The organism is Microbacterium sp. LRZ72 (assembly GCF_033792225.1).
In the GTDB taxonomy this organism is placed as follows: Bacteria; Actinomycetota; Actinomycetes; order Actinomycetales; family Microbacteriaceae; genus Microbacterium.
The window spans coordinates 19485-41040 of the sequence record NZ_JANGEX010000019.1; the positions used below are offsets into that span (position 1 = coordinate 19485).

The following is a 21556-nucleotide window of genomic DNA, read 5'->3' on the forward strand; positions in this document are numbered from 1 at the left end:
ACCCTGACCCGAGCGGGCGGCGGTCATGGTTACTCTGAGACATGCCCGCGCACATCCTCGGCATCGGCACGGCCGTGCCGCCCAGCCTGATCGACCAGCCGGCCGTCCGGGATCTCTTCCTCGCCCAACCGGATGTCGACCGCCTCACGGCGCGGCTGATCGGCGCGGCGTTCGACCAGTCCGCGATCGACTCCCGTCACACGGTGCTGCCCGAGCTCGTGACGGGCGGCTCGAACTTCGTCGACGCCGACAGCCGCATGATCCAGAACCCCGCAACGGGTGCGCGCAACGACGTGTACGCGCGGGAGGCGCCCGACCTGTTCGCCACGGCCGCCCGGGCCGCGCTGGCACAGGCCGACGTGCCGGCATCCTCGGTGACCCACGTCGTCACCGCCTCGTGCACCGGGTTCTTCGCGCCGGGCCCCGATTACCGGCTCGTGCGCGACCTCGATCTCGATCCCGCCGTCGAACGCGACCACCTGGGCTTTCTCGGCTGCGCCGCGGCCTTCCCCGCCCTGCGCACGGCCTCGCGCATCTGCGCGGCCGACCCCTCGGCCGTGGTGCTGGTCGCGTGCGGTGAGATCTGCACGATCCACATCCGGGTGTCCGACGATCCCGAGCAGATCGTGGCCTCGGCGGTCTTCGCAGACGGAGCCGCCGCCGCCATCGTCTCCGCCTCGCCGTCCGCAACCGCCCGCACGCTCGAACTCGACGGCTTCGGCACGTCGATCACGAGCGAGGGCGAAGACGACATGCGCTGGGTCATCGGCGACCACGGGTTCGAGATGACGCTCACCGCCGAGGTCCCCCGCATCATCGGACGCGAGGTCGGCGAGGCGCTCGCCCCGCTCATCGAGCGCGCTGGCGGCCCCATCGACGCCTGGGCCGTGCACCCCGGCGGGCGCAGCATCCTTGACCGCTTCGAGACGGCGATGGCCCTGGAGCCCGCCGCCCTGCAGCATTCCCGGGCGGTGCTGAGGGAGTTCGGCAACATGTCGTCGGCGACCGTGCTGTTCATCCTCGAGCGGATGCTGCGGGACGACGACGTGCACGACGGCGACCGGGTGCTGGGGGCCGCTTTCGGGCCCGGCCTCACCGTGGAGTCCGTGCTGATGCGGGCACGTCTCCCGCAGGGCGCTCGCACCGGGGCGGAGCCCGCCATTGTGGCGAGCCGAACGGAATGAGCTCGGCCGGTCTGTCGCGGCGCGACCACCTGCTGCGCGAGCTGATGGACGACCCGAACTGCGACCCGGTGCGCCTTCGGCGCACGCTGCGACGCTTCGCACTGGTCAACCGGCTGGTCGCCGGGTGGGCCACCGTCTACCGTGAGTACGTTCGGCCGCACCTGGCGACGCGGGAGGGCGTGGTGCGCATCCTCGACATCGGGTGCGGCGCCGGCGACGTGCTGCGCGACATCGTGGCCCGCGCCCGCGCCGACGGGTTCTCGGCCACGGGGCTGGGCATCGATCCCGACGAACGATGCCTCGAGACCGCCCGTGCGTCGCGGCCCATGCTCGGCGTGGAATACCGGGCAGCGCACAGCTCCGACCTGATCGCGTCGGTCGAGCGGTTCGACATCGTGCTCTCGAACCACGTGCTGCACCACCTCGACGAAAGCGGCGTGCGCGGGTTGCTCGAGGACTCGGCCGCCCTGACGCGGGGGCTCGCCCTGCACTCCGACATCCACCGCGGGCGCGGGGCCTACGCGGCATACTCCGCGGGCATCACGCCCCTCGCCCCCGGTTCATTCCTGCGCACGGACGGGCTCAGATCGATCCGCCGCAGCTTCACGACCGTCGAGCTGGAGCGCATCGCACCGCCCGGCTGGCGCATCGATCGACCCGTCGCCTTCCGGCTGCTCGCGGTACGGGATGCGTCGGACGGCCACTGATGCACGACGTGCTGATCGTCGGCGCGGGCCCCGTCGCCACCCTGCTCGCCGCCGAGCTGGCCCGTCGGGGTGTGGACGCCGCCCTGTACGAAAGGCGTCTCGAGCCGAGCCCCGGTACGCGGGCCGTCGGGGTGCACGCGGCGGCGCTGACCGCCATGGAGGCCTCGGGGGCGACCGAGCGCATCCTGTCCTCGGCGCTGCGGGTCGGCCGCGGCGAGGCCAGGGTGGGCGGCGCGAGCATCGGGGTGCTGCGCTTCGACTCGATCGGACGCCACCCCTACGTGGCGACGCTGCCGCAGCAGGGCACGGAGCGGGCGCTCTCGGATGCGGCACAGGCCTGGGGCGCGCCGGAGCCCCGGCGCGGGTTCGACGTCTCGAGGGTGCGGTCCCGCCGGGGCACCGCAGAAGTGACGGCGCGCGTGGGGGACGACTCGGTCGACCTGCGTGCACGCATCGTCGTCGTCGCCACCGGCGCCCGAGGCCGGGGGGTGTCGCCCCTCACCGCGGATGTTCGCGCGCGCACGTATCCCGATCGCTACGTCATGTCGGATGCCCCCGACGCGACCGGGGACGGAGCCACCGCCGTCGTGCATCTGCACGGCGACGGCGTGCTGGAGTCGTTCCCCCTCCCCGGAGGTCGGCGCCGGTTCGTCGCGTGGGACGGCGACGCGTCGCGGCGCCTCGCCGGGGCCACCGATCTCGCCGAGCGGCTGCGCGATGCGATCCGCACGCGCACGGGATCGGTGGATGCCGCAGACGCCGTCACCGCGGCATCCGCGTTCGGGGTGCGCCGCGCCCTCGTGCGCCGCATGTGGCACGACCGCGTGCTGGCCATCGGCGACGCCGCACACGAGGTGAGCCCGATCGGCGGCCAGGGCATGAACCTCGGGCTGCTCGATGCGGTCACGCTGGCGCCCCTGCTGGCGGAGTGGACCCGCGCCGGGGAGCCGCCCGAGGCCGACCTGACCCGATGGGAGCGACGACGGCGGCGGGCGGCGGCCGGCTCGGCCCGTCTCGCGGTCGTCAACACCGTCATCGGCCGGCCGGCCCCGCCGTGGGGTCAGCGCTCGCGGGCCGCCGTCCTGCATGGCGTGCTGCGCTCCCCTGCCGCCCCCCTGCTCGCGCGCGCGTACGCCATGGGGTTCGACCCCGATGCGTGAGAGCGGCCTCCTGCGTCGCGTGCGCTGAGAGCATGGAGCAATGGCATCCTCCTCCTCCGACACGGGCGGCACGCGCCGCAGCGCGGGCGCCGGCCGAAACGACCTGGCGCTCCCTCTCGGCGCGGACGAACTCGTCATCCGCAACCGGTACGAAGCCCTCAGCATCACCAACGACGCCATCATCGGCGTGCTCTTCGTCGCGGGCAGCATCCTGTTCCTGTGGCCGTCCACGTCCACGATTGCAGCCTGGCTGTTCATCGTCGGCAGCGTGCAGTTCCTGCTGCGACCGGTCATCCGCCTGGCCCGTCGCACGCACCTCAAGCGCTTCGACTCGGTGCAGGACCGCACCGACCACGCCGGAGACTTCTAGGCGGCCGGTCGCCTCGCGCGCGTCCTCAGGCGGCGAGCGCCGATCCCGTCGCCACGAGCTGCGCCGCGAGCAGCAGGGCGGACACCATCACCAGGGTGAAGAGCACGCGCCCCCGCGGCCGGGTCAGGGCCACGACCACCGTCACCGCCGCGAGCGCGGCCACCGCGGCGAAGAACAGCCACGAGAGGGGGGCGACGGCCCGCGGGTCGCCCCCGACCGGGCCCAGCAGCGCGGCCGCGGCACCCACGAGGAGGCCCGCGACGGCGAGCAGTGTCGAGGCGCGGGCGCCCAGTCGGTGCGGCAGGCCACGTACACCGGTGCGGGCGTCGTCGTCGAGATCGGGCAGCACGTTCGTCAGATGCACGGCCGCGCCGAGCGCCGCACCCGCGATCCAGGCCCACACCGGCGCCGGCTGCGGCGGAACACCGGCGAGGGTCGCGAGCGTCGGCAGCAGGCCGAAGCTCACGAGAAAGGGTGCGAGCGACACGACGGTGCGCTTGAGACCCGCGTTGTAGCTCCACGCCGAGACGAGGAAGACCGCGTGCGCGGTCAGGAACGCCGGCCCGAGCGCGGCCGACACACCCAGCGCGACCGCGAGCGCGACACCCCCCGCGATTCCGACGGTGCGCGCGGAGATCTCGCCCCGTGCGATCGGCTTGTCGGCGCGACCCACCGCGCGGTCCCGGTGCGCGTCGATCGCGTCGTTGGACCACCCGATCGAGAGCTGCCCGACGAAGACGGCCGCCACCAGCAGGGCGATCCGGCCGGGGGGCACCGCGGCGGCCAGGCCGAGAAGCGCCGACAGGGCCGTGACCACGACCGTGGGCCCGGGATGGCATGACCGCCAGAGAGCCAGGACCGCCGTCATGATCTTGCGCCGCGGCATCCGCGCTCGCGCCCGCCCCGCCTGTTCACCCGGCCACCCTATCCCGGCGTCGCCGGCCGGCCGGCGCGCAGCCCCGCTACCCCGGCGCGCAGCCCCGTTCCCCCGCGCGCAGCCCCGCTACCCCTCTGTGACACATCATCGTTCGCGTGAGACCCGCCGCGTTGCGGGCGGTCTCACGCGAACGATGGTTTCTCGTGCGGGAGCCGCCGTCAGTCCTCGACCACCTCGGCGATCACCACGTCGTCGTCATCCCCCTCATCCCGCGCGGGGGAGGACGCGGGACCGTCGCTCGTGAGTGCGAGCGACGACCCGTCGGCCGTCACATCGACCCGCACGACGTCCCCGTCGTGCACGCGTCCCGACAGAAGCGCCATCGCGAGACGGTCCTGGATCTCGGACTGGATCAGCCGACGCAACGGACGCGCCCCGAAGAGGGGGTCGTACCCGCGCTCGGCGAGCCATGCGCGCGCATCGGGGGTGACCGCCAGGGTGAGACGCCGATCGCGCAGCCGCCGCTGCAGCTCGTCGACGGCCAGCTCCACGATCTGCGCCAGGTCGTCCTGCGTCAGCGCCTGGAAGATGACGATGTCGTCGAGGCGGTTGATGAACTCGGGCTTGAAGGCCTGCCGCACCAGCCCCTGCACCTGCTCCCGCTTCTGCTCGAGAGTCAGCGCGGGGTCGATCAGGATCGGCGAGCCGAGGTTCGACGTGAGGATCAGGATGACGTTCTTGAAGTCGACGGTGCGCCCCTGGCCGTCGGTCAGGCGCCCGTCGTCCATGACCTGCAGCAGCACGTCGAACACCTCGGGGTGCGCCTTCTCGACTTCGTCGAGCAGCACGACCGAGTACGGACGCCGGCGTACGGCTTCGGTCAGCTGACCGCCCTGCTCGTATCCCACGTACCCGGGAGGGGCCCCGACGAGACGCGACACGGTGTGCTTCTCGCCGTACTCGGACATGTCGATGCGCACCATGGCGTGCTCGTCGTCGAAGAGGAACTCCGCGAGCGCCTTGGCGAGCTCGGTCTTGCCGACGCCGGTGGGCCCGAGGAACAGGAACGAGCCCGTCGGGCGGTTCGGGTCGCTGATACCCGCACGCGAGCGGCGCACGGCGTCCGAGACCGCGCCGACGGCATCCTTCTGACCGATCAGGCGCCGGCCGAGCTCGCGCTCGAGGTTGAGCAGCTTCTCGGTCTCGCCCTGCAGCAGCCGTCCGACCGGGATCCCGGTCCAGGCAGCGATGACGGTGGCGATGTCCTCGTCGGTGACCTGGTCGCCGACCATGCGCTCCTCGCTCGACTCGGCTCGCTCGGCCTCCATCAGACGCCGCTGCAGCGACGGGATCTCGGCGTACAGCAGCCGCGACGCGGTCTCGAGGTTGCCCTCACGCTGGGCGCGGTCGGCTTCGACGCGTGCGGCATCCAGCCGTGTCTTCAGTTCACCCACCTGGTTCAGCGACGCCCGCTCGCGCTCCCACCGCGTCTTCAGCTCGCCGAGGCGCTCCTCCTCCTCCTTCAGATCGGCGCGCAGCGCGGCGAGCCGTTCCTTCGAGGCGTCGTCCTTCTCCTTCTTCAGCGCCATCTCCTCGAGCTTGAGCCGGTCGACGTGCCGGCGCAGCTCGTCGATCTCGAGCGGGGCGGAGTCGATCTCCATCCGCAGCCGCGAGGCGGCCTCGTCGATCAGATCGATGGCCTTGTCGGGCAGCTGCCGGCTCGGGATGTAGCGGTGCGAGAGGGATGCCGCGGCCACGAGTGCGGCGTCGGCGATCGCGACCTTGTGGTGCGCCTCGTATCGCTCCTTGAGCCCGCGCAGGATCGCCACCGTGTCCTCGACGCTCGGCTCGCCGACGTAGACCTGCTGGAACCGGCGCTCGAGGGCCGCGTCCTTCTCGATGAACTCGCGGTACTCGTTCAGCGTGGTCGCGCCGATCAGACGCAGCTCGCCGCGCGCCAGCATCGGCTTGAGCATGTTGGATGCCGCCACCGACCCCTCGCCACCGCCTGCGCCCATCAGCACGTGCAGCTCGTCGATGAAGGTGATCACGCGTCCCTCGGATTCGGTGATCTCCTTCAGCACGCTCTTGAGCCGTTCCTCGAACTGTCCGCGGTACATGGCGCCGGCGACGAGGGCCGAGATGTCGAGCGTGATCAGCTCCTTGTCCTTCAGCGACTCGGCCACGTCGCCGGCGACGATGCGCTGAGCGAGGCCCTCGACGACGGCCGTCTTGCCGACACCGGGTTCGCCGATGAGCACGGGGTTGTTCTTGGTGCGGCGGGTGAGCACCTGGCTGACGCGCCGGATCTCGCTGTCGCGCCCGATCACGGGATCGAGCTTGCCCTGCTTCGCCCGCTCGGTCAGATTGATGCCGAACTGCTCGAGAGCGCTCTGCTGCTCCTCCTGCGGGGGCTGCTGGCCTGGTTGCATGGTCGTCCGTTCTCCCTGAGATACGCCGCGACCCCAAACTTGAGTCGCTGTGGCTCAACTTTAGCACTCACCCGGGTGTCGGGCAATGGTCCCGCGCGAGCATCTGGCGGTGCGCCGGACGCAAGCAAAGATGGCAGGGCCGGGGGATGCCTCCCGTCGACGGGCGCGATGGGATGGACGCATGACCCGACGATGGATCGCCCCCGAGTACGCCGGCATCGACGCCCTCCAGCTCATCGAGACCGAGACACCCGCACCCGGCGCGGAGGAGGTCACCATTCGCGTGCGCGCGGCGGGCGTCAACCCGTCCGACGCCAAGACGCTCGCCGGAGGGTGGAACGCCGACCCCGATCTGCTCCCCCTCACGCCCGGGCAGGAGGTGGCCGGGGTCATCACCGCGGTCGGCGCTCAGGCACGCACCGCCGCCGGCGAACAGCTCGCCGTCGGCGACGAGGTCATCGCATTCAAGATCACGGGCGGCTTCGCCGACGAGGTCACCGTGGCCGCGCGGGAGGTCTTCCCGCGGCCGTCGAACATCGAACCCGCGGTGGCCGCCAACCTGCTGCACGTCGGCGTCGTCGCCGCCGAGCTGCTGCATCTGTCCGGAGCCGGCGAGGGCGACACGCTGCTCGTCCACGGCGCCTCCGGCTCGGTCGGCGTGCTCGTCGTCCAGCTCGCGCGCCTCCGCGGGATCCGCGTGATCGGCACGTCGTCCGAGGCGAGCGGGCAGAAGGTGCGCTCGTTCGGCGCCGAGGCCGTCGTGTATGGCGACGGCCTCGCCGAGCGGGTACGCGGGCTCGCCCCCGAAGGAGTGGACGCCGCGGTGGATGCCGCCGGCACCGACGAGGCCCTCGAGGTCTCGCTCGAGCTGGTCGAGCGCCCCGACCGTGTCGCGACGCTCGCGCCCGGCAAGGCGGCGCGCGAGGCCGGCGTGCAGATCTCGGCGGGCGCCGCCCCGGCGAGCATCGCCTTCCGCGAACCCCAGCGCGCCGTCATCCTCGATCTCGCCGCCCGCGGTCAGCTGACGCTCCCGGTGGCGCACACGTTCCCCCTCGCCGAGGCGCCCGACGCGCTCCGGCTCGTCGCGGCCGGTCACCCCGGAGGCAAGGTCGCCCTCCTGCCCTGAGCCGACACCAGCCGGCGACACCCCCTGCCCGTGCGTCGTCCGCGGCGGGTCGGGCACCTCACCGCCCGGCGGAGACCGCCTCGTAGACGGCCAGCAGGCGCTCGACGTGCACGTCGGGGTCGAACGCGCGAGCGCCTTCTTCCGCACGCGACGAGGCCGCCACGACGGGCGCGGGATCTCGGGCCAGACGCACGAGCAGATCCGCCATGCCCGCCACATCCGGGGTCTCTGCGCGCAGCCCGGCCACGTCGACACCCTCGGTCAGAGAGGGATCGACGTAGAGCACCCCGCGGCGCGCATGCAGGGCCTCCACGATCGTCACCGGCTGGTTGTCGAACCCGAAGGACGTGAGCGCGACGAGGTGCGCCGCACGCATCCGCTCCTGCACCTCGCCGCGCGACAGGCGCCCGGTGAAGCGGATCGGCGCCGTGGTCTCGCGCGCCCGCGCCTCGGCCTCGCTGCGCGCGGGCCCCTCGCCGATGACCTCCACATCGAGCGCACCCGGCGGCAGCAGGGCGGATGCCGTCGCCACGGCGTCGATCCACTCCCGCAGCCGCTTCTCGGGAGCAAGCCGCCCCACCCACACGATCCGCAGCGGCGCCGACACCGAGGTCAGTGCAGGCGGGGATCCGTCCGCTGCGGCGACGGCGTTCGGCACGATCCGCACGCCGCTCAGTCCTGCGGCCTCCAGACGCTCGGCCTGGTGCGCGGAGGGCGAGATCACCGCGTCGACCCGCACCGCCATCGACAGCGTCATGTTGCGCAGCGCCGACTCGAGGGCCTGCGGCGCGAGCGGCTGCCGGGGTGTGGGGAAGGCGCGCAGCCATCGCACGAACCCTCCGACCACGCGCGCCGCGAGCCCCTCGAGCGGACGCCAGATGGGGGCCCGCCAGAAGAAGGTGTGCACGGTCTGCACGGTGCCGATGCCCGCGCGGCGCGCGGCCGACACCACGGCCGCCGTGAGCCCGAACTCCGAGTGCACATGCACCACATCCACACCGCGCACCGCCAGTTCCGCCCCCAGCCGCCGGCGCAACCCGGCGCTGTTGCGGATGACGGGGAGTCCGATGCCCGGCAGCGTCGTCGCGGCGGGCACCGGCACGATGTCGCCGCCCCGGGCGAGCCACTCCTCCCGCCAGGGGCCAACGGGCACGATCCCGGGGCGCACGAACGGCACCACGAGCACGACGCGGTGACCGCGCTCGCGCAGCAGCATCGCCTCGTCGAGGAACGCGCTCTGTGCGCCGCCCATGTAGTCGAGGGAGTAGTCGCAGACCAGAGCGATGGACCGGCGCGGGCTCATGCCGTCACCCGTTCGTACACCCGCAGCATCTGCGCCGTACGCGTGGACTGCCGCATGCGCTCGCCCGCATGCTCGTCGGGACGCGGTGGGTGTCCGGCCCGGATGTCGGCGACGGCGTCGCGCAGCGTCTGCGCGAGCGCCCGGTCGGAGTCGCGAGGGTCGTCCGCCTGCCCCCGCGCGAGCCAGTAGCCGCGACCGAGCTCGTGCGCGATATCGGGGTCGCACACGACCGCGGCCGTGCCGAGGCTCGCCGCCTCGAACACCGTCATCCCCTGCGTCTCGAAGCCCAGGGACGACTGCACCACGGCGTCGGCGCTGCGGATGCGACGCAGGGCCTGCACGTAGGGCAGCCGACCGGGAAAGCGCACGCGGGCCTGCGGGCGCAGCCGGGTCACGAGGCGCTTCGCGGCCGCCAGCTCGTTGCCGCCCCCGATCACCTCGACGTCGGCCTCGACGCCGGATTCGGCCACGGCACGAAGGAAGGGCAGCACGCGCTTCTCGGGGCTCATCCGCCCCAGCCAGAGGAGCCGGGGGCGGCCGCCCTCGCCCGTCGGGCCTGGCGGCTCCGAGAGCACGCGGTCGAGCGCGTCGTCGTCGATGCCGTTGGGCACCACATCGATGGACTCCGCGACGCCGTGCGCGCGCAGCCGATCGGCGAAGTGCGTCGAGGGGGCGGTGACGGCGGCGGCCTCGCGCCCGAACCGGCCGAGATACGACCAGCCGTCGCGAGCCGCAGGCCCCACTGCCCGCTCGCGACCGAGCTGCCTCGTCTGCCACAGGTGCAGCACCGCGAGCACGGGCCGCGGGAACGGCGTCAACGCCGCGATCCCGACGTCCACCCGGTTGTGCATGGTGTGCACGACCGGCAGCTCGTGTCGCCGGCCGAGACGGTAGCCGAGGTACGCCCCCCAGAAGTCGCCCTGCACGTGCACCACGTCCACCGGCGGCCGCTGCGCGAGCGCCGCGTCGATCGCGCGGTCTCCGGCTGCCCCTGGCCAGCTCCAGGCGTACTCGCGGTCCATGGTCATGGGCAGCGAGAAGAGACCGACGTCATCCTGGGCGCGTGCGGGCGCGCGAGGAGCCCGGGGCGCCACGACCGTCACGGTGTGGCCGGCGCGCTCGAGATGCCGACGCTGCAGACGCATCGACACCTGCGCGCCGCCGAGTGAACCGATCGGCTGGTCGCCGAGCATCACCACATGCACGGGTGCGCTACTCCGGCAGCGGCGTGCCGCGATAGAGCGCGTCGAACGTGTCGAGCGTGCGGCGGATGTCGTGCACGGCCACCATCTCGAGCGACGCGCGCTGCATGCGGGCGTGCGCCTCGGGCTCCGCCGTGAGCACGTCCTTCAGGCGCGCCGCCATCTCGTCGGCGTCGCCGGGGGTGAACAGGTAGCCGTTCTCGCCGTCATGGACCAGATGCGGCAGCGCGACGGCGTTCGCGGCGACGACGGGCAGGCCGGACGCCATCGCCTCCATCGTGGCGATCGACTGCAACTCCGCGATCGAGGCGATCGCGAAGACGCTCGCCCTCGTGTAGGCGGCGCGCAGCGCGGCCTCGGACGTGTGTCCGTGGAAGGTGACGCGATCGCCGATGCCGAGCTCGCGGGCCAGCTGCTCGAGCGGCCGGCGCTGGTCCCCCTCCCCGACGATGTCGAGCGTGGCATTCAGCTCAGCCGGCAGGAGCGCGACGGCGCGCAGCAGCACGTCGATGTTCTTCTCCGACGTCAGTCTGCCCACGAACAGCACCCGCGCGTCTTCGCGCGGCGACAGGTCGGCCGTGTAGTTGGCCATGTCGATGCCGCAGCTGACCGGCACGACGCCCTCGATGTCGATGGCGGATTCGAGGAAGTCCGCCGCCTTGCGCGTCGGCGTGGTCACGGCGCGCGTGAGCGCGAACGTGCGCTTGGCGTCACCCCAGGCCCACCGCACGACCAGGTCGTTCAGGGCGTCGGGCAGGGTTGTGAAGTCGAGGATGTTCTCGGGCATGACGTGGTTCGTCGCGATCACGGGAATGCCGCGCCGGTGCGCTTCGCGCGCGAAACCCCGGCCGATCACGATGTGGGACTGAATGTGCACGACGTCCGGCTTGACCGCATCCAGCACGCGGCGCGCGTAGTGCCTCGTGCGCCACGGCCAGGTGAAGCGCAGCCAGTCGTGCGGGGGCCACCGCAACGACGGCAGCCGGTGCAGCGTCATGGGCTGGTCTTCCACCACCTCGATCTGCGGGGCGGCCCGCCGATAGACGCGGTTCGGAGCCACCACGTGCACGTCGTGGCCACGTGCGACGAGTCCCGCCGCGAGCCGCTCCGAGAAGCGCGCCGCCCCGTTGACGTCGGGCAGGAAGGTATCGCAGGCCATCACGATCGTGAGGGGACGGGCACCCTCCCCCTCGCCGTCCGACGGAGGCGCCTCGGAGTCGCGAGGATCGCCGTGGGTCTCGGGAGAGCTCACGGTGCGGCCAATCTGTGCGGCGGGCGGGGGTCGCACATCACGTGCATGCGCGGTGCAACTCTACCCGAGCGCCCCCTCGCGACGCGGGAGCACGGGCGCGCGTTCGGCCCATCGCCGGCGGTGCATCCGCGACACACGCGAGATCCAGGCATCCGCCCTACCCTGGGGTCATGGCGAGACTGCAGGCCGACGCGGACCCGGCGCGGTGGGTGCCCGTGACCGGTTCGTTGGGGTGGCGTGGGCGACGACACCGCAAGGCCGCGATCCGGATGCTGATGGGTCAGGCGGGACGCGCCGCCGGGGCGCCCTCCGCCCCGGGATCGGGCTTCGCCGCCTGGGCGATGAGCCAGGCCGCACCGCTGCTCATGCGGCGCGCTGCGGGTCGCGTGCTCGTGTGGGTCTGGCGCGACGACCCGGGACTCGTCGTCGTGATGGCGCAGGTGCAGGAGGCGACCGCGCAGCTGCGTACCGCACGCGCCATGATGCCGATGGAGTACGACGACACCGAGGCGTTCCACGGCGTGCATCTGGGCGCCGGCGAGCGGCTCGTGATGGATCTGCCGCCGGACGAGCGCACGCCGCCCTTCGCGACGTACACCTGGGACACGGGCGCGCATTTCGTCACGGTCACCGCGGTGTGCAGCGATCGGGAGCGCTTCGGCACGGTCCTCGGCCCCGTCGATGCCATCGCCCGTACCGTGCGGGTGGTGGAGGACATGTCGATCGGTGAATCCGGCGTGCTGCGCATCGACCCCGCGTGACCTGATCGTGGCACGCTGGGGGTATGCCGGTCGTGCCGATGTTCCCTCTGCAGTCCGTGCTGCTGCCGGGGATGCCCCTGCCGCTTCGCATCTTCGAGCCGCGGTACCGCGCGCTGTTCGACGATGTGATGGCGGCGGACGCCTCGTTCGGGGTCGTGCTGATCGAGCGCGGGGGCGAGGTCGGCGGGGGTGATCACCGATTCGCCCGCGGCACGTTCGCGCGGGTGCGCGGGCACCGCGATGTCGGCGACTCGATCCTGGTCGCGGCGTCGGGAGCCGAGCGCTTCGAGGTCGTGCGCTGGCTGGAGGATGACCCGTACCCTCGCGCCGAGGTGCGCGAGCTGCCACCGCTGGAGTGGACCGAAGATCAGTCACAGGCGCGCGCGAGCGCGGAACGCGACGTGCGCCGGCTGCTCGCGACCGCGAGCGAGTTCGTCGACGTGCCCTGGTCGCCCGACGAAGAACTCGCCGACGACCCGGTGCTCTCCACCTGGCAGCTGGCCGGCATCGCGCCGCTCGGCACTCTCGACCGCTACGCCCTCCTCACGGCCGACACCCTGCCCGATCTGTATGTGCGCCTGCGCACAGCCGTCAGCGATGCCGACGAACTGCTGCGTCTGTCCGCGCTGCCGGGCGACGACGGGGAGGATCTGCTCTGACCGCTCGCGTCACTCGGATGCCGGGGGCCGCGGGCGCCAGAGCACGACGTCCGTGGCGCGGCGCACGCGCGTACCCGACCGGAGGGTGACGACCGAGCCCGTCACCCCGGCGGCGAACACGCGCGACCCGGGCCGGCTCTGCCGCTCCGCGGCGAGTTCGCGTTCGAGATCGCGCACCCGGCGGCGCAGATCGTGCACCTGCTCCTCGAGGGCGACGAGGCGCGCGATCGCGGGGAGGCTCATGCCCTCGGCCGACAGGCGCGCCACCTCCCGCAGCTGCTGGACATGGTGGGCGGAGTACCGGCGGGATCCGCCCTGCGTGCGGGCGGGGACGACCAGGCCCAGCCGGTCGTACTGCCGCAGCGTCTGCGGATGCATGCCCGTCAGCTCGGCCGCAGCCGCGATCGCGAAGATCGGGGCGTCCTCGTCGATCTCGTCCATCACGTCGCTCCTCCGCGACACCCGGGCGCTGAGCGAGCGCGGCGGGTCGAAGCGCGCACGGAGAGCGTTTCGACTCCTCGCTTCGCTCGTCGCTCAACGACCGGTCGACACATGATCAGCCGCGCGCCTTCGACATCAGGTCCGCACGTGGGTTCTCCGTCGGCTCCAGCTCATGGAAGCGCTCCAGCGCCTCGCGCGCCGCATCGTCCAGGTGCGAGGGCACCGCGATCTGGACTTCGGCGAGCAGGTCGCCCGTGCCCTTCGTGCTCTGCACCCCGCGCCCCTTGACGCGCAGCACCCGGCCGGAGGGAGTTCCCGGTGCGACACGCAGCTTGACGGGGTCGCCCCCGAGCGTCGGCACCTCGATCGTCGCACCCAGCACGGCCTCCGTGAAGGTGATCGGGACGGTCACGCGCAGGTTCAGTCCGTCTCGCGTGAAGACCGGATGGGGGCGCACGCTCACCTGCACGACGATGTCACCGTTCTCGCCCCCGTCCGGGGAGGGCCGGCCCCGGCCGCGCAACCGGATCTTCTGCCCGTCCGAGACGCCGGCGGGGATCTTCACCTTGAACGGCGTGCCGTCCTCGCCACGCAGCGAGATCGTCTCGCCCTTCGTCGCGGTGACGAAGTCGACCGTGGTGCGCGCCGTCACGTCCGCCCCGCGGCTCGGGCCGCCGTAGCCGCGGAAGCCGCCCGTGGGCTGACCGAACCGGCCGGAGCCGAAGCCGCCCGGCTGCTGCTGGTTGAACATCGAGAAGATGTCCTCGAAGTCCGCGGACGAGGCGGAGCGGCCGCCCCGGCTCTGGCCGAAGGTGCTGAACACGTCCTCGAAGCCGCCGCCGCCCCCGCCCCCGGCCGCGAAACGGGCGCCCGAGCCCATGGCGCGCAGCTGGTCGTACTCCTCGCGCTGCTCGGGGTCCGAGAGCACCGCGTACGCCTCGCTGATCTCCTTGAAGTGCGCCTCCGCCTTCGCATCCCCGGGGTTGGAGTCGGGATGGTACGTGCGGGCGAGCTTTCGGTAGACCTTCTTCAGCTCGGCGGGGGTGACGTCTTTCGACACCCCGAGCACCTTGTAGAAGTCCTTGTCGAACCAGTCCTGACTGGCCATGTGCGCCTCCGCCTATTCCGCCGGTACGGCGACCACGACCTTCGCCGGCCGCAGTTCGACCGATCCGAGTCGATATCCGAGCTCGACCACTTCGAGCACGGTCGCCTCCTCCTGGCCCGGAACGGGCTGCTGGAAGATGGCCTCGTGATGCTGCGGGTCGAACGCCTCACCCGCCTCGCCGAACGCGGCGAGACCGAGTCGCTCGGCCACGACGCGCAGCTTCTCGCCGATCGCCGCGAACGGGGTCCCCTCCGTCAGGTCGCCGTGCTTCTCGGCGCGGTCCAGATCGTCGAGCACCGCCAGCAGGCCCTTTGCCGCTTCGCCCTTCGCACGCTCGATCTCGCGCTCACGCTGGTCCTCCGTGCGCCGGCGGTAGTTCGCGTACTCGGCCTGCACGCGCTTGAGGTCGACGAGCAGGGATGCTTCGCGATCGGTCGCCTCGCCCTGCTCGATGTCGCCGTCGTCGCCGCGCACCGCATCGTCGGTCTGCTCGGCCCCGAGGATGTCGTCGATCGTCAGATCCTCCCCCTGCGACTCGGGGTCGGAGACCTGCGCCTCCGACCCCTCGTCACCGGAAGGAACCTCGTCGTCACCCTGGGGCTCTTCGAAGTCCTTGTCCGTCATGACTACTTCTTCTCGTCCTCGTCGTCGACCACTTCGGCGTCGATGACGTCCTCATCGGGCTGGCCGCCGGCGTCCTCCGCGGGCTGCTCGCCACCGGCATCCGGGGCCGGCTGCGCCTGAGCCTGCGCGTAGATCGCCTCGCCGAGCTTGGTCTGGCTCTGGTTGAGCTTGTCGAACGCCGTCTTCACCGCGTCTTCGTCGTCGCCCGCCAGCGCGGACTTGAGCGCATCGACATCCGCCTGCACCTCGGTCTTGACGTCGTCGGGAAGCTTGTCGGCGTTGTCGGCCAGCATCTTCTCGATCGAGTACGTCATCGTCTCGGCCTGGTTGCGCACCTCGGCCGCCTCACGACGCTTCTTGTCTTCGGCGGCGTTCTCCTCCGCCTCGCGCACCATGCGGTCGATGTCCTCCTTGGGCAGCGACGAGCCGCCCGTGATGGTCATCGACTGCTCCGTGCCGGTGCCCTTGTCCTTCGCCGAGACGTGCACGATGCCGTTGGCGTCGATGTCGAACGTGACCTCGACCTGCGGCACGCCGCGCGGCGCCGGCGCGATGCCGGTCAGCTCGAACGTGCCGAGCGGCTTGTTGTCGCGGGTGAACTCGCGCTCACCCTGGAAGACCTGGATGGCCACCGACGGCTGGTTGTCGTCGGCGGTGGTGAAGGTCTCGCTGCGCTTGGTCGGAATGGCCGTGTTGCGCTCGATGAGCTTGGTCATGATGCCGCCCTTGGTCTCGATACCGAGGCTCAGGGGGGTCACGTCGATGAGCAGCACATCCTTGCGCTCACCCTTCAGCACACCGGCCTGCAGGGCGGCGCCCACGGCGACGACCTCGTCCGGGTTGACACCCTTGTTCGCGTCCTTGCCCGTCTCCTTCTTGACGAGTTCGGCCACGGCGGGCATGCGGGTCGAGCCACCGACCAGCACGACGTGCGCGATGTCGTCGACCTTGATGCCGGCCTCGCGGATGACGTCCTCGAACGGCTTCTTGGTGCGGTCGAGCAGGTCCTTGGTGAGGTCCTCGAACTTCGCGCGCGAGAGCGTCTCGGACAGGGAGACCGGACCGCTGTCGGTGAGCGAGAGGTAGGGGAGGTTGATGCTCGTGGAGCTCGAGCTCGACAGCTCCTTCTTCGCCTGCTCCGCGGCCTCCTTGAGGCGCTGGAGCGCGATCTTGTCACCCGACACGTCGACGCCGCTGGTGTCCTTGAACTGCTTGATCAGGTAGTCCACGATGCGCTGATCCCAGTCGTCGCCACCGAGACGGTTGTCACCGGAAGTCGAGCGCACCTGGATCGTCGAGAAGTCGTCGTCCTTGCCCACTTCGAGCAGCGAGACGTCGAACGTTCCGCCACCGAGGTCGAAGACGAGGATGAGCTCATCCTCCTTGCCCCGGTCGAGGCCGTATGCGAGCGCAGCGGCGGTGGGCTCGTTGATGATCCGCAGCACGTTCATGCCCGAGATCTCACCGGCCTCCTTCGTCGCCTGACGCTCGGCGTCGTTGAAGTAGGCGGGGACCGTGATGACGGCATCCGTCACCGTGTCACCGAGGTACTCCTCGGCGTCGCGCTTGAGCTTCTGGAGGATGCGGGCCGAGATCTCCTGCGGCGTCCACTTCTTGTCGTCGACCTGGAAGCTCCAGTCGGTGCCCATGTGGCGCTTGACGCTCGCGACCGTGCGGTCCACGTTCGTGACCGCCTGGCGCTTGGCCGTCTCCCCGACGAGCACCTCGCCGTCCTTGGTGAACGCGACGACCGAGGGGGTCGTGCGGAATCCCTCGGCGTTCGCGATGACCTTGGGCTCGCCGCCCTCGAGCACGCTCACGACGGAGTTCGTGGTCCCGAGGTCGATTCCAACAGCACGTGGCATGTGTTTCTCTCTCCTTTGCGGGGAACCGGGCGGACGCCGCGATTCCGGGTTTCGATAAGACGTCGACGGGTCAGCACAGAACCTGAGCCGTCTGCACTCAACCATACTGATCGCCCGTTCGACTGTCAAACGAACTTGATAGCGGTGAACTCAACTTTGAGTCGTGCGGGCGTCGTTCGGGCTCATGCGCGCGCAGGTATAGCCTGGCTGCGCGCCGCACCGTCGCGCCGCCGGGGCCACCCGCCGTTCACCGAAGGGTCATACCGTGCCGCACATGACCGAAGCCGGGGCCCCCGCGTCCGCCGACCCACCGACCGATCGGCGCCGGGTCATCGCCTGGGGCCTCTGGGACTGGGGCTCCGCGGCCTTCAACGCGGTCGTGACGACGTTCGTGTTCACCGTCTACCTCACGAGTTCGAGCTTCGGCGAGCCCGGAACCGTCGAGGCGCTGCTCGGGTGGGCACTCGCCGCAGCGGGCCTGCTCATCGCCGTGCTCGCGCCCGTCACGGGGCAGCGCTCCGACACCTCCGGCCGGCGCAAGCTGTGGCTCGCGGTGAACACCTACCTCGTCGTCATCCTGACGGCGGCGATGTTCTTCGTGCGCCCCGATCCCTCCTACCTCTGGCTCGGGCTGGTGCTGATCGCCGCGGGAAACGTCTTCTTCGAGTTCGCGGGCGTGAACTACAACGCGATGCTCTCGCAGGTGTCGACGCCGCGCACGATCGGCCGCGTCAGCGGCCTGGGCTGGGGAATGGGATACGTCGGCGGCATCGCCCTGCTGCTCATCGTCTACTTCGGCTTCATCGAGGGCGCCTTCGGGCTCCCCGCCGACGACGGCCTCGACGTGCGTCTGGCGATGCTCGTGGCCGCCGTCTGGTTCGGTGTCTTCGCCCTGCCGGTGCTGTTCGCCGTGCCCGAGTATCGCGGCGCGGCGACGAAGCGCGAACGGATCAGCTTCTTCGCCTCGTACGCGCGGCTCGGTCGCGACGTCGCGCGGCTGTGGCGCGAGAGCCGGCACACCGTGTGGTTCCTGCTCGCCAGTGCGGTCTTCCGCGACGGCCTCGCGGGGGTCTTCACGTTCGGGGGCGTGCTGGCCGCCTCGGTGTTCGGATTCTCGGCGGGAGAGGTGATCATCTTCGCGATCGCCGCCAACATCGTGGCGGGCATCTCGACGATCGCCGTGGGCACCCTCGACGACAGGCTCGGCGCCAAACCCGTGATCGTGACCGCGCTGGCCGGCCTCGTCGTGTCGGGCCTCGTGGTGTTCTTCCTGCACGACGGCGGACCCATCGTGTTCTGGACAGCGGGTCTCGCCCTCACCCTCTTCGTCGGCCCCGCTCAGTCCGCCTCGCGGACGTTCCTCGCGCGACTCATCCCACCGGGGCGCGAGGGTGAGGTCTTCGGGCTGTACGCCACCACCGGACGAGCTGCCTCGTTCCTGGCCCCCACGATGTTCGCCGTCTTCGTCGCCGTCACGGGTGAGGCCTACTTCGGCATCCTCGGCATCGTGCTCGTGCTCGTCGTGGGGCTCGTCCTGCTGCTGCCGGTGCGAGCGCATCAGCAGCAGCTGCACTGACCCGCACGATCACGGCGTCAGCCGCGCGGCCACGCGTCCGCGAGCCGCGTCAGCAGTGCGGCCAGCTGAACGCGCTCATTCTCGGTGAAGCCCTCGAGGGCCGAGGCGACGGCGGCGCGGCGCTCGCCGCGGAAGCCACGGAAGAGCGCTCGCCCCTCATCCGTCAGCGCGATCAGGGTTCGGCGTGCGTCGTCCGGGTCGGCCTCACGCCGCACGTGACGCGCGTCGACGGCCTGCTGCACGAGGCGGCTCGCGCGGGGCTGGTCGACGCCGATGGCCTCGGCGAGCGCGCTCACCGACAGCGGTGCGGGCGCCGCGGCGAGCACCTCGAGAAGGCGGAACCGCGCGGCTCCGGCCAACCGAGCCGCCATGGCGTCGCCACCACCGCCTCCGGGGCCGTGCGTGCCCCGGCCGTGTCCGCGACGAGCGTGGCCCGCATGGGCATCGCGGGGCTGCCCTCCCCCACCGTCCCAGCCCGGCCGCGGACCGCGGCGCCCGCGCAGCCGCCCGAGGGCCGCCGTGATCGCCTCGATCGGGTCGCGGGTGTCATCCGTCATGCCTCGAGAATACATGCTACTTGACATGCAGTGAGGATGCATGTCACAGTGCATATGCATGGGCACTGACATGTAAAGCAGGACGGCGACCGACGCCGTCCACGGAAAGGACTCCCCTCATGCACGATTTCGATGACATCACCCCATCCCCTCCCGGCGTCGCCGAGCAGCCCTCGGGTTCCCGCCCGCTCGGATCCTCGCTGCGCCTCGCCGCCCGCCGACTGGCTCGCGAGACCGAGACCGCCTTCGCCACGGAGGGGGCCTCCCTGCCTGAGGCGAAGCTGCTGCTCGCTCTTTCACGCGACCCCGACCGCGACGAACCCGACGGCACGGGGCGCATCAGCCGCGGCCGGCGCCACCCCGGGCGCCTGCGCACCCTCACCGACCGCAGCCTGATCCGTGACGAGGGTGACAGGCTCGCCCTCACCGACGAAGGTCGCGCCCTCGCCGCGCGCCTCGCGGCCGCCGCCGACAGCATCCAGACTCGGCTCGCCGGCGCGGTGACGCCCGAAGCCTGGGCGACGACCATGGCCTCGCTCGAGACGATCGCCCGCGAGCTCGGCGACGACGACGCTCGCGCAGCACGTCCACGGTGGCATGGGCGCCGGCATCCGCGGGGCGAACACCACCCTCGTGACATGCACGGCCGTGGCGAAGGCGGGCATCACGCACGCGGACACGGCGGACGCCGTCACGGGCGCGACGGCGCCCGCGACTCTGCCTGAGCCGTGGCGGTGCGCTCGAGCCCGTACTCCTCGCCGACGCCTTCCACCATCTGCGTGCGCCGCGCCTCCTTCTGAGCGCGGCGCTCGCGACGGAACGCCACGATCGTCGACCCGCAGATCAACAGCATCACGATGCTGAACGGCAGCGCGATGATGATCGCCGCCGTGCGAAGGGCCTGCAGCCCGCCGGCGATCAGCAGCGCTATCGCGAGCACCGCGGTGGCCAGCGTGAAGAAGACGCGGACCCAGCGCGCCGGATGCTGATCGCCGCCCGTCGCCAGCATGCCCATCACGAGCGCGCCCGAGTCGGACGAGGTGATGAAGAACACGGCGATGAGCACGATCGCGCCGATCGTCAGCACCGGCGTCGCGGGCAGGTGCGAGAACAGCTGGAACAGCGCCCCCTCGAGGTCCACGCTGCCATCCGCCTGTGTCATCGACCCGGGCTGAGTGCGTTCGAGGTTCACGGCGGCGCCGCCGAGCACCGCGAACCAGGCGATGGCGATCATCGTCGGCACGAGAAGCACGCCCAGCACGAACTGGCGCACCGTGCGTCCGCGACTCACTCGGGCGATGAAGACCCCGACGAAGGGCGCCCACGAGATCCACCAGCCCCAGAAGAACGAGGTCCATGTGGCCTGCCACTGCTCTCCGGCGGCACCTTGGAAGGCGCCGACGGAGAAGCCGAGGCCGATGAGGTCCTGCACGTAGACGCCGAGGGACTGCGCCCACGCGCGCAGCAGGTGCTCTGCGCCCCCCACGACGAGCACGAACGCGAGCAGGAGACCGGCGAGGACCAGGTTCGCCGACGACAGCCACTTGATCCCCCGCTGCACGCCCGAGAGCACCGACCAGAGCACGAACACCGTGATGACCCCGATGATCACGACCTGGGTGAGGCTACCGGCCTCGAACAGCCCGGCGGCTTCGACGCCGGCGCTGAGCTGCACGACCCCGAGGCCGAGCGAGGTCGCGACGCCGAAGAGCGTGCCGACCAGGGCGGCCGCGTCGATGGCGTTGCCCCAGCCGCCGCGCACCCGATCCCCGAGCAGCGGTTCGAGTGCCCAACGGATCGAGATCCGTCGACCGCGCCGGTGGATCGTATAGGCCAGCGCCAGCCCGACGACGGCGAAGATGGCCCACCCGTGGATGCCCCAGTGCAGATAGGTCTGCGTCAGGGCGCGCTGGGCCAATTCGCCGGGCAGACCCTGCACACCCGGCCTGGGCGAGACGAAATGGCTGAGCGGTTCGCTGACGCCGTAGAAGACCAGCCCGACGCCGACACCGGCGGCGAACAGCAGCGCGAACCACGAACCGAGCGAGAAGTCGGGTTCGTCGTCATCCCTGCCCAGGCGGATGTCGCCGAACCGGCTGAAGCCGACGAACAGCATGAACCCCAGAAAGACGGTGACGACGGCCACGAAGTACCAGTTGAACGCCGTCACCATCGAGGACTGCACGGTGCCGAAGAACGTCTCGGCGGCATCCGGGAAGACGATCGCGAACAGGCTGAAGACCACAACAACCACGGCCGCGGGGCCGAAGACCCAGGGGGCGATGCGCAGGCGCGCCAGACGCGCTGTCATCCTCCTCCGTGGCGGATCGGATGAGGATGCGGCGGACCCCG

20 protein-coding genes are annotated in these 21556 nt (G+C 71.4%); 9 read left to right on the forward strand and 11 right to left on the reverse strand.

The genetic code is table 11. The annotated features are described in order from the left end of the window. The first annotated feature begins 41 nt into the window (after positions 1-41). Genes M4I32_RS14245 through M4I32_RS14260 form a run of 4 tightly spaced genes read left to right on the forward strand, consistent with a single transcriptional unit; the run spans position 42 to position 3421 of the window. Positions 42-1184 (forward strand): type III polyketide synthase, encoded by a 1143-nt coding sequence (locus tag M4I32_RS14245; protein WP_319035145.1) that lies wholly within the window; start codon positions 42-44, stop codon positions 1182-1184. Then, entirely contained in the window at positions 1181-1891 is a 711-nt protein-coding gene (locus M4I32_RS14250; RefSeq protein WP_319035146.1) for a methyltransferase domain-containing protein, read from the forward strand. The genes M4I32_RS14245 and M4I32_RS14250 overlap by 4 nt, the downstream gene beginning before the upstream one ends. After that, entirely contained in the window at positions 1891-3051 is a 1161-nt protein-coding gene (locus M4I32_RS14255) for an NAD(P)/FAD-dependent oxidoreductase (RefSeq protein ID WP_319035147.1), read from the forward strand. The genes M4I32_RS14250 and M4I32_RS14255 overlap by 1 nt, the downstream gene beginning before the upstream one ends. A gap of 40 nt (positions 3052-3091) precedes the next feature. Beyond that, positions 3092-3421 (forward strand): YrhK family protein, encoded by a 330-nt coding sequence (locus tag M4I32_RS14260; RefSeq protein ID WP_319035148.1) that lies wholly within the window; start codon positions 3092-3094, stop codon positions 3419-3421. 25 nt (positions 3422-3446) lie between these two features. On the opposite strand, the gene M4I32_RS14265 is transcribed toward M4I32_RS14260, so the two are convergent. Both M4I32_RS14265 and M4I32_RS14270 read right to left on the reverse strand, forming a co-directional pair. Further along, complete coding sequence (locus tag M4I32_RS14265) at positions 3447-4289, reverse strand: UbiA family prenyltransferase (RefSeq protein WP_319035149.1); 843 nt, start codon at positions 4287-4289, stop codon at positions 3447-3449. A gap of 227 nt (positions 4290-4516) precedes the next feature. After that, a complete protein-coding gene (locus tag M4I32_RS14270) occupies positions 4517-6730 on the reverse strand; it encodes an ATP-dependent Clp protease ATP-binding subunit (protein WP_319035150.1) in 2214 nt (737 codons plus the stop codon). 181 nt (positions 6731-6911) lie between these two features. Here M4I32_RS14270 and M4I32_RS14275 point away from each other — a divergent pair, with 181 nt between their 5' ends. After that, complete coding sequence (locus tag M4I32_RS14275; protein ID WP_319035151.1) at positions 6912-7856, forward strand: NADP-dependent oxidoreductase; 945 nt, start codon at positions 6912-6914, stop codon at positions 7854-7856. Positions 7857-7914: 58 nt separating this feature from the next. Here the strand turns inward: M4I32_RS14275 and M4I32_RS14280 are convergent, their stop codons facing one another. From M4I32_RS14280 to M4I32_RS14290, 3 genes are read right to left on the reverse strand one after another with little or no spacing between them, the layout of a single operon-like run. Then, positions 7915-9159 carry a glycosyltransferase family 4 protein gene (locus M4I32_RS14280; RefSeq protein WP_319035152.1) on the reverse strand — a complete coding sequence of 415 codons (1245 nt, stop codon included), beginning with the start codon at positions 9157-9159 and terminating at the stop codon, positions 7915-7917. Next, the gene (locus M4I32_RS14285) at positions 9156-10364 is read right to left on the reverse strand and encodes a glycosyltransferase (protein ID WP_319035153.1); all 1209 of its coding nucleotides are present in this window, start codon (positions 10362-10364) and stop codon (positions 9156-9158) included. Before M4I32_RS14285 ends, M4I32_RS14280 begins: the two co-directional genes overlap by 4 nt. A 7-nt stretch (positions 10365-10371) precedes the next feature. Continuing rightward, complete coding sequence (locus M4I32_RS14290) at positions 10372-11613, reverse strand: glycosyltransferase (RefSeq protein WP_413466834.1); 1242 nt, start codon at positions 11611-11613, stop codon at positions 10372-10374. A 170-nt stretch (positions 11614-11783) separates the two neighbouring features. On the opposite strand from M4I32_RS14290, the gene M4I32_RS14295 reads away from it, so the two are divergent. Together M4I32_RS14295 and M4I32_RS14300 are read left to right on the forward strand one after the other, a co-directional pair. Further along, on the forward strand, positions 11784-12374 hold the full coding sequence (locus tag M4I32_RS14295) for a hypothetical protein (RefSeq protein ID WP_319035154.1): 591 nt from the start codon (positions 11784-11786) through the stop codon (positions 12372-12374). A gap of 23 nt (positions 12375-12397) precedes the next feature. Continuing rightward, the gene (locus M4I32_RS14300) at positions 12398-13033 is read left to right on the forward strand and encodes an LON peptidase substrate-binding domain-containing protein (RefSeq protein ID WP_319035155.1); all 636 of its coding nucleotides are present in this window, start codon (positions 12398-12400) and stop codon (positions 13031-13033) included. A gap of 9 nt (positions 13034-13042) precedes the next feature. Here the strand turns inward: M4I32_RS14300 and M4I32_RS14305 are convergent, their stop codons facing one another. The 4 genes from M4I32_RS14305 to dnaK all read right to left on the reverse strand — a co-directional run bounded on the left by M4I32_RS14305 (position 13043) and on the right by dnaK (position 17071). Next, complete coding sequence (locus M4I32_RS14305; protein ID WP_319035156.1) at positions 13043-13474, reverse strand: heat shock protein transcriptional repressor HspR; 432 nt, start codon at positions 13472-13474, stop codon at positions 13043-13045. Between the two features lie 115 nt (positions 13475-13589). After that, positions 13590-14582 (reverse strand): DnaJ C-terminal domain-containing protein, encoded by a 993-nt coding sequence (locus tag M4I32_RS14310; protein ID WP_319035157.1) that lies wholly within the window; start codon positions 14580-14582, stop codon positions 13590-13592. 12 nt (positions 14583-14594) lie between these two features. Further along, the gene (locus M4I32_RS14315; protein ID WP_319035158.1) at positions 14595-15206 is read right to left on the reverse strand and encodes a nucleotide exchange factor GrpE; all 612 of its coding nucleotides are present in this window, start codon (positions 15204-15206) and stop codon (positions 14595-14597) included. A gap of 2 nt (positions 15207-15208) precedes the next feature. Continuing rightward, positions 15209-17071 (reverse strand): molecular chaperone DnaK, encoded by a 1863-nt coding sequence (gene dnaK, locus M4I32_RS14320; RefSeq protein ID WP_319035159.1) that lies wholly within the window; start codon positions 17069-17071, stop codon positions 15209-15211. 274 nt (positions 17072-17345) lie between these two features. Here dnaK and M4I32_RS14325 point away from each other — a divergent pair, with 274 nt between their 5' ends. After that, a complete protein-coding gene (locus tag M4I32_RS14325; RefSeq protein ID WP_319035160.1) occupies positions 17346-18647 on the forward strand; it encodes an MFS transporter in 1302 nt (433 codons plus the stop codon). 17 nt (positions 18648-18664) lie between these two features. On the opposite strand, the gene M4I32_RS14330 is transcribed toward M4I32_RS14325, so the two are convergent. Next, a complete protein-coding gene (locus M4I32_RS14330; protein ID WP_319035161.1) occupies positions 18665-19204 on the reverse strand; it encodes a MarR family winged helix-turn-helix transcriptional regulator in 540 nt (179 codons plus the stop codon). 119 nt (positions 19205-19323) lie between these two features. Here M4I32_RS14330 and M4I32_RS14335 point away from each other — a divergent pair, with 119 nt between their 5' ends. Further along, entirely contained in the window at positions 19324-19929 is a 606-nt protein-coding gene (locus M4I32_RS14335) for a hypothetical protein (RefSeq protein WP_319035162.1), read from the forward strand. Here M4I32_RS14335 and M4I32_RS14340 read toward each other — a convergent pair. Continuing rightward, complete coding sequence (locus M4I32_RS14340) at positions 19896-21515, reverse strand: BCCT family transporter (protein ID WP_319035163.1); 1620 nt, start codon at positions 21513-21515, stop codon at positions 19896-19898. The genes M4I32_RS14335 and M4I32_RS14340 overlap by 34 nt on opposite strands. Positions 21516-21556: the final 41 nt, after the last annotated feature.

Excerpts from the sequence above, each read along its gene's own strand:
- M4I32_RS14340 (WP_319035163.1), bottom strand. The coding sequence starts at position 21,515 with ATGACAGCGCGTCTGGCGCGCCTGCGCATCGCCCCCTGGGTCTTCGGC.
- M4I32_RS14315 (WP_319035158.1), bottom strand. The coding sequence starts at position 15,206 with ATGACGGACAAGGACTTCGAAGAGCCCCAGGGTGACGACGAGGTTCCT.
- M4I32_RS14270 (WP_319035150.1), bottom strand. The coding sequence starts at position 6,730 with ATGCAACCAGGCCAGCAGCCCCCGCAGGAGGAGCAGCAGAGCGCTCTC.
- M4I32_RS14300 (WP_319035155.1), top strand. The coding sequence starts at position 12,398 with ATGCCGGTCGTGCCGATGTTCCCTCTGCAGTCCGTGCTGCTGCCGGGG.
- M4I32_RS14280 (WP_319035152.1), bottom strand. The coding sequence starts at position 9,159 with ATGAGCCCGCGCCGGTCCATCGCTCTGGTCTGCGACTACTCCCTCGAC.
- M4I32_RS14255 (WP_319035147.1), top strand. The coding sequence starts at position 1,891 with ATGCACGACGTGCTGATCGTCGGCGCGGGCCCCGTCGCCACCCTGCTC.
- M4I32_RS14250 (WP_319035146.1), top strand. The coding sequence starts at position 1,181 with ATGAGCTCGGCCGGTCTGTCGCGGCGCGACCACCTGCTGCGCGAGCTG.
- M4I32_RS14330 (WP_319035161.1), bottom strand. The coding sequence starts at position 19,204 with ATGACGGATGACACCCGCGACCCGATCGAGGCGATCACGGCGGCCCTC.
- M4I32_RS14310 (WP_319035157.1), bottom strand. The coding sequence starts at position 14,582 with ATGGCCAGTCAGGACTGGTTCGACAAGGACTTCTACAAGGTGCTCGGG.
- M4I32_RS14245 (WP_319035145.1), top strand. The coding sequence starts at position 42 with ATGCCCGCGCACATCCTCGGCATCGGCACGGCCGTGCCGCCCAGCCTG.
- M4I32_RS14325 (WP_319035160.1), top strand. The coding sequence starts at position 17,346 with ATGACCGAAGCCGGGGCCCCCGCGTCCGCCGACCCACCGACCGATCGG.
- M4I32_RS14335 (WP_319035162.1), top strand. The coding sequence starts at position 19,324 with ATGCACGATTTCGATGACATCACCCCATCCCCTCCCGGCGTCGCCGAG.
- M4I32_RS14305 (WP_319035156.1), bottom strand. The coding sequence starts at position 13,474 with ATGGACGAGATCGACGAGGACGCCCCGATCTTCGCGATCGCGGCTGCG.
- M4I32_RS14275 (WP_319035151.1), top strand. The coding sequence starts at position 6,912 with ATGACCCGACGATGGATCGCCCCCGAGTACGCCGGCATCGACGCCCTC.
- dnaK (WP_319035159.1), bottom strand. The coding sequence starts at position 17,071 with ATGCCACGTGCTGTTGGAATCGACCTCGGGACCACGAACTCCGTCGTG.
- M4I32_RS14265 (WP_319035149.1), bottom strand. The coding sequence starts at position 4,289 with ATGACGGCGGTCCTGGCTCTCTGGCGGTCATGCCATCCCGGGCCCACG.
- M4I32_RS14295 (WP_319035154.1), top strand. The coding sequence starts at position 11,784 with ATGGCGAGACTGCAGGCCGACGCGGACCCGGCGCGGTGGGTGCCCGTG.
- M4I32_RS14260 (WP_319035148.1), top strand. The coding sequence starts at position 3,092 with ATGGCATCCTCCTCCTCCGACACGGGCGGCACGCGCCGCAGCGCGGGC.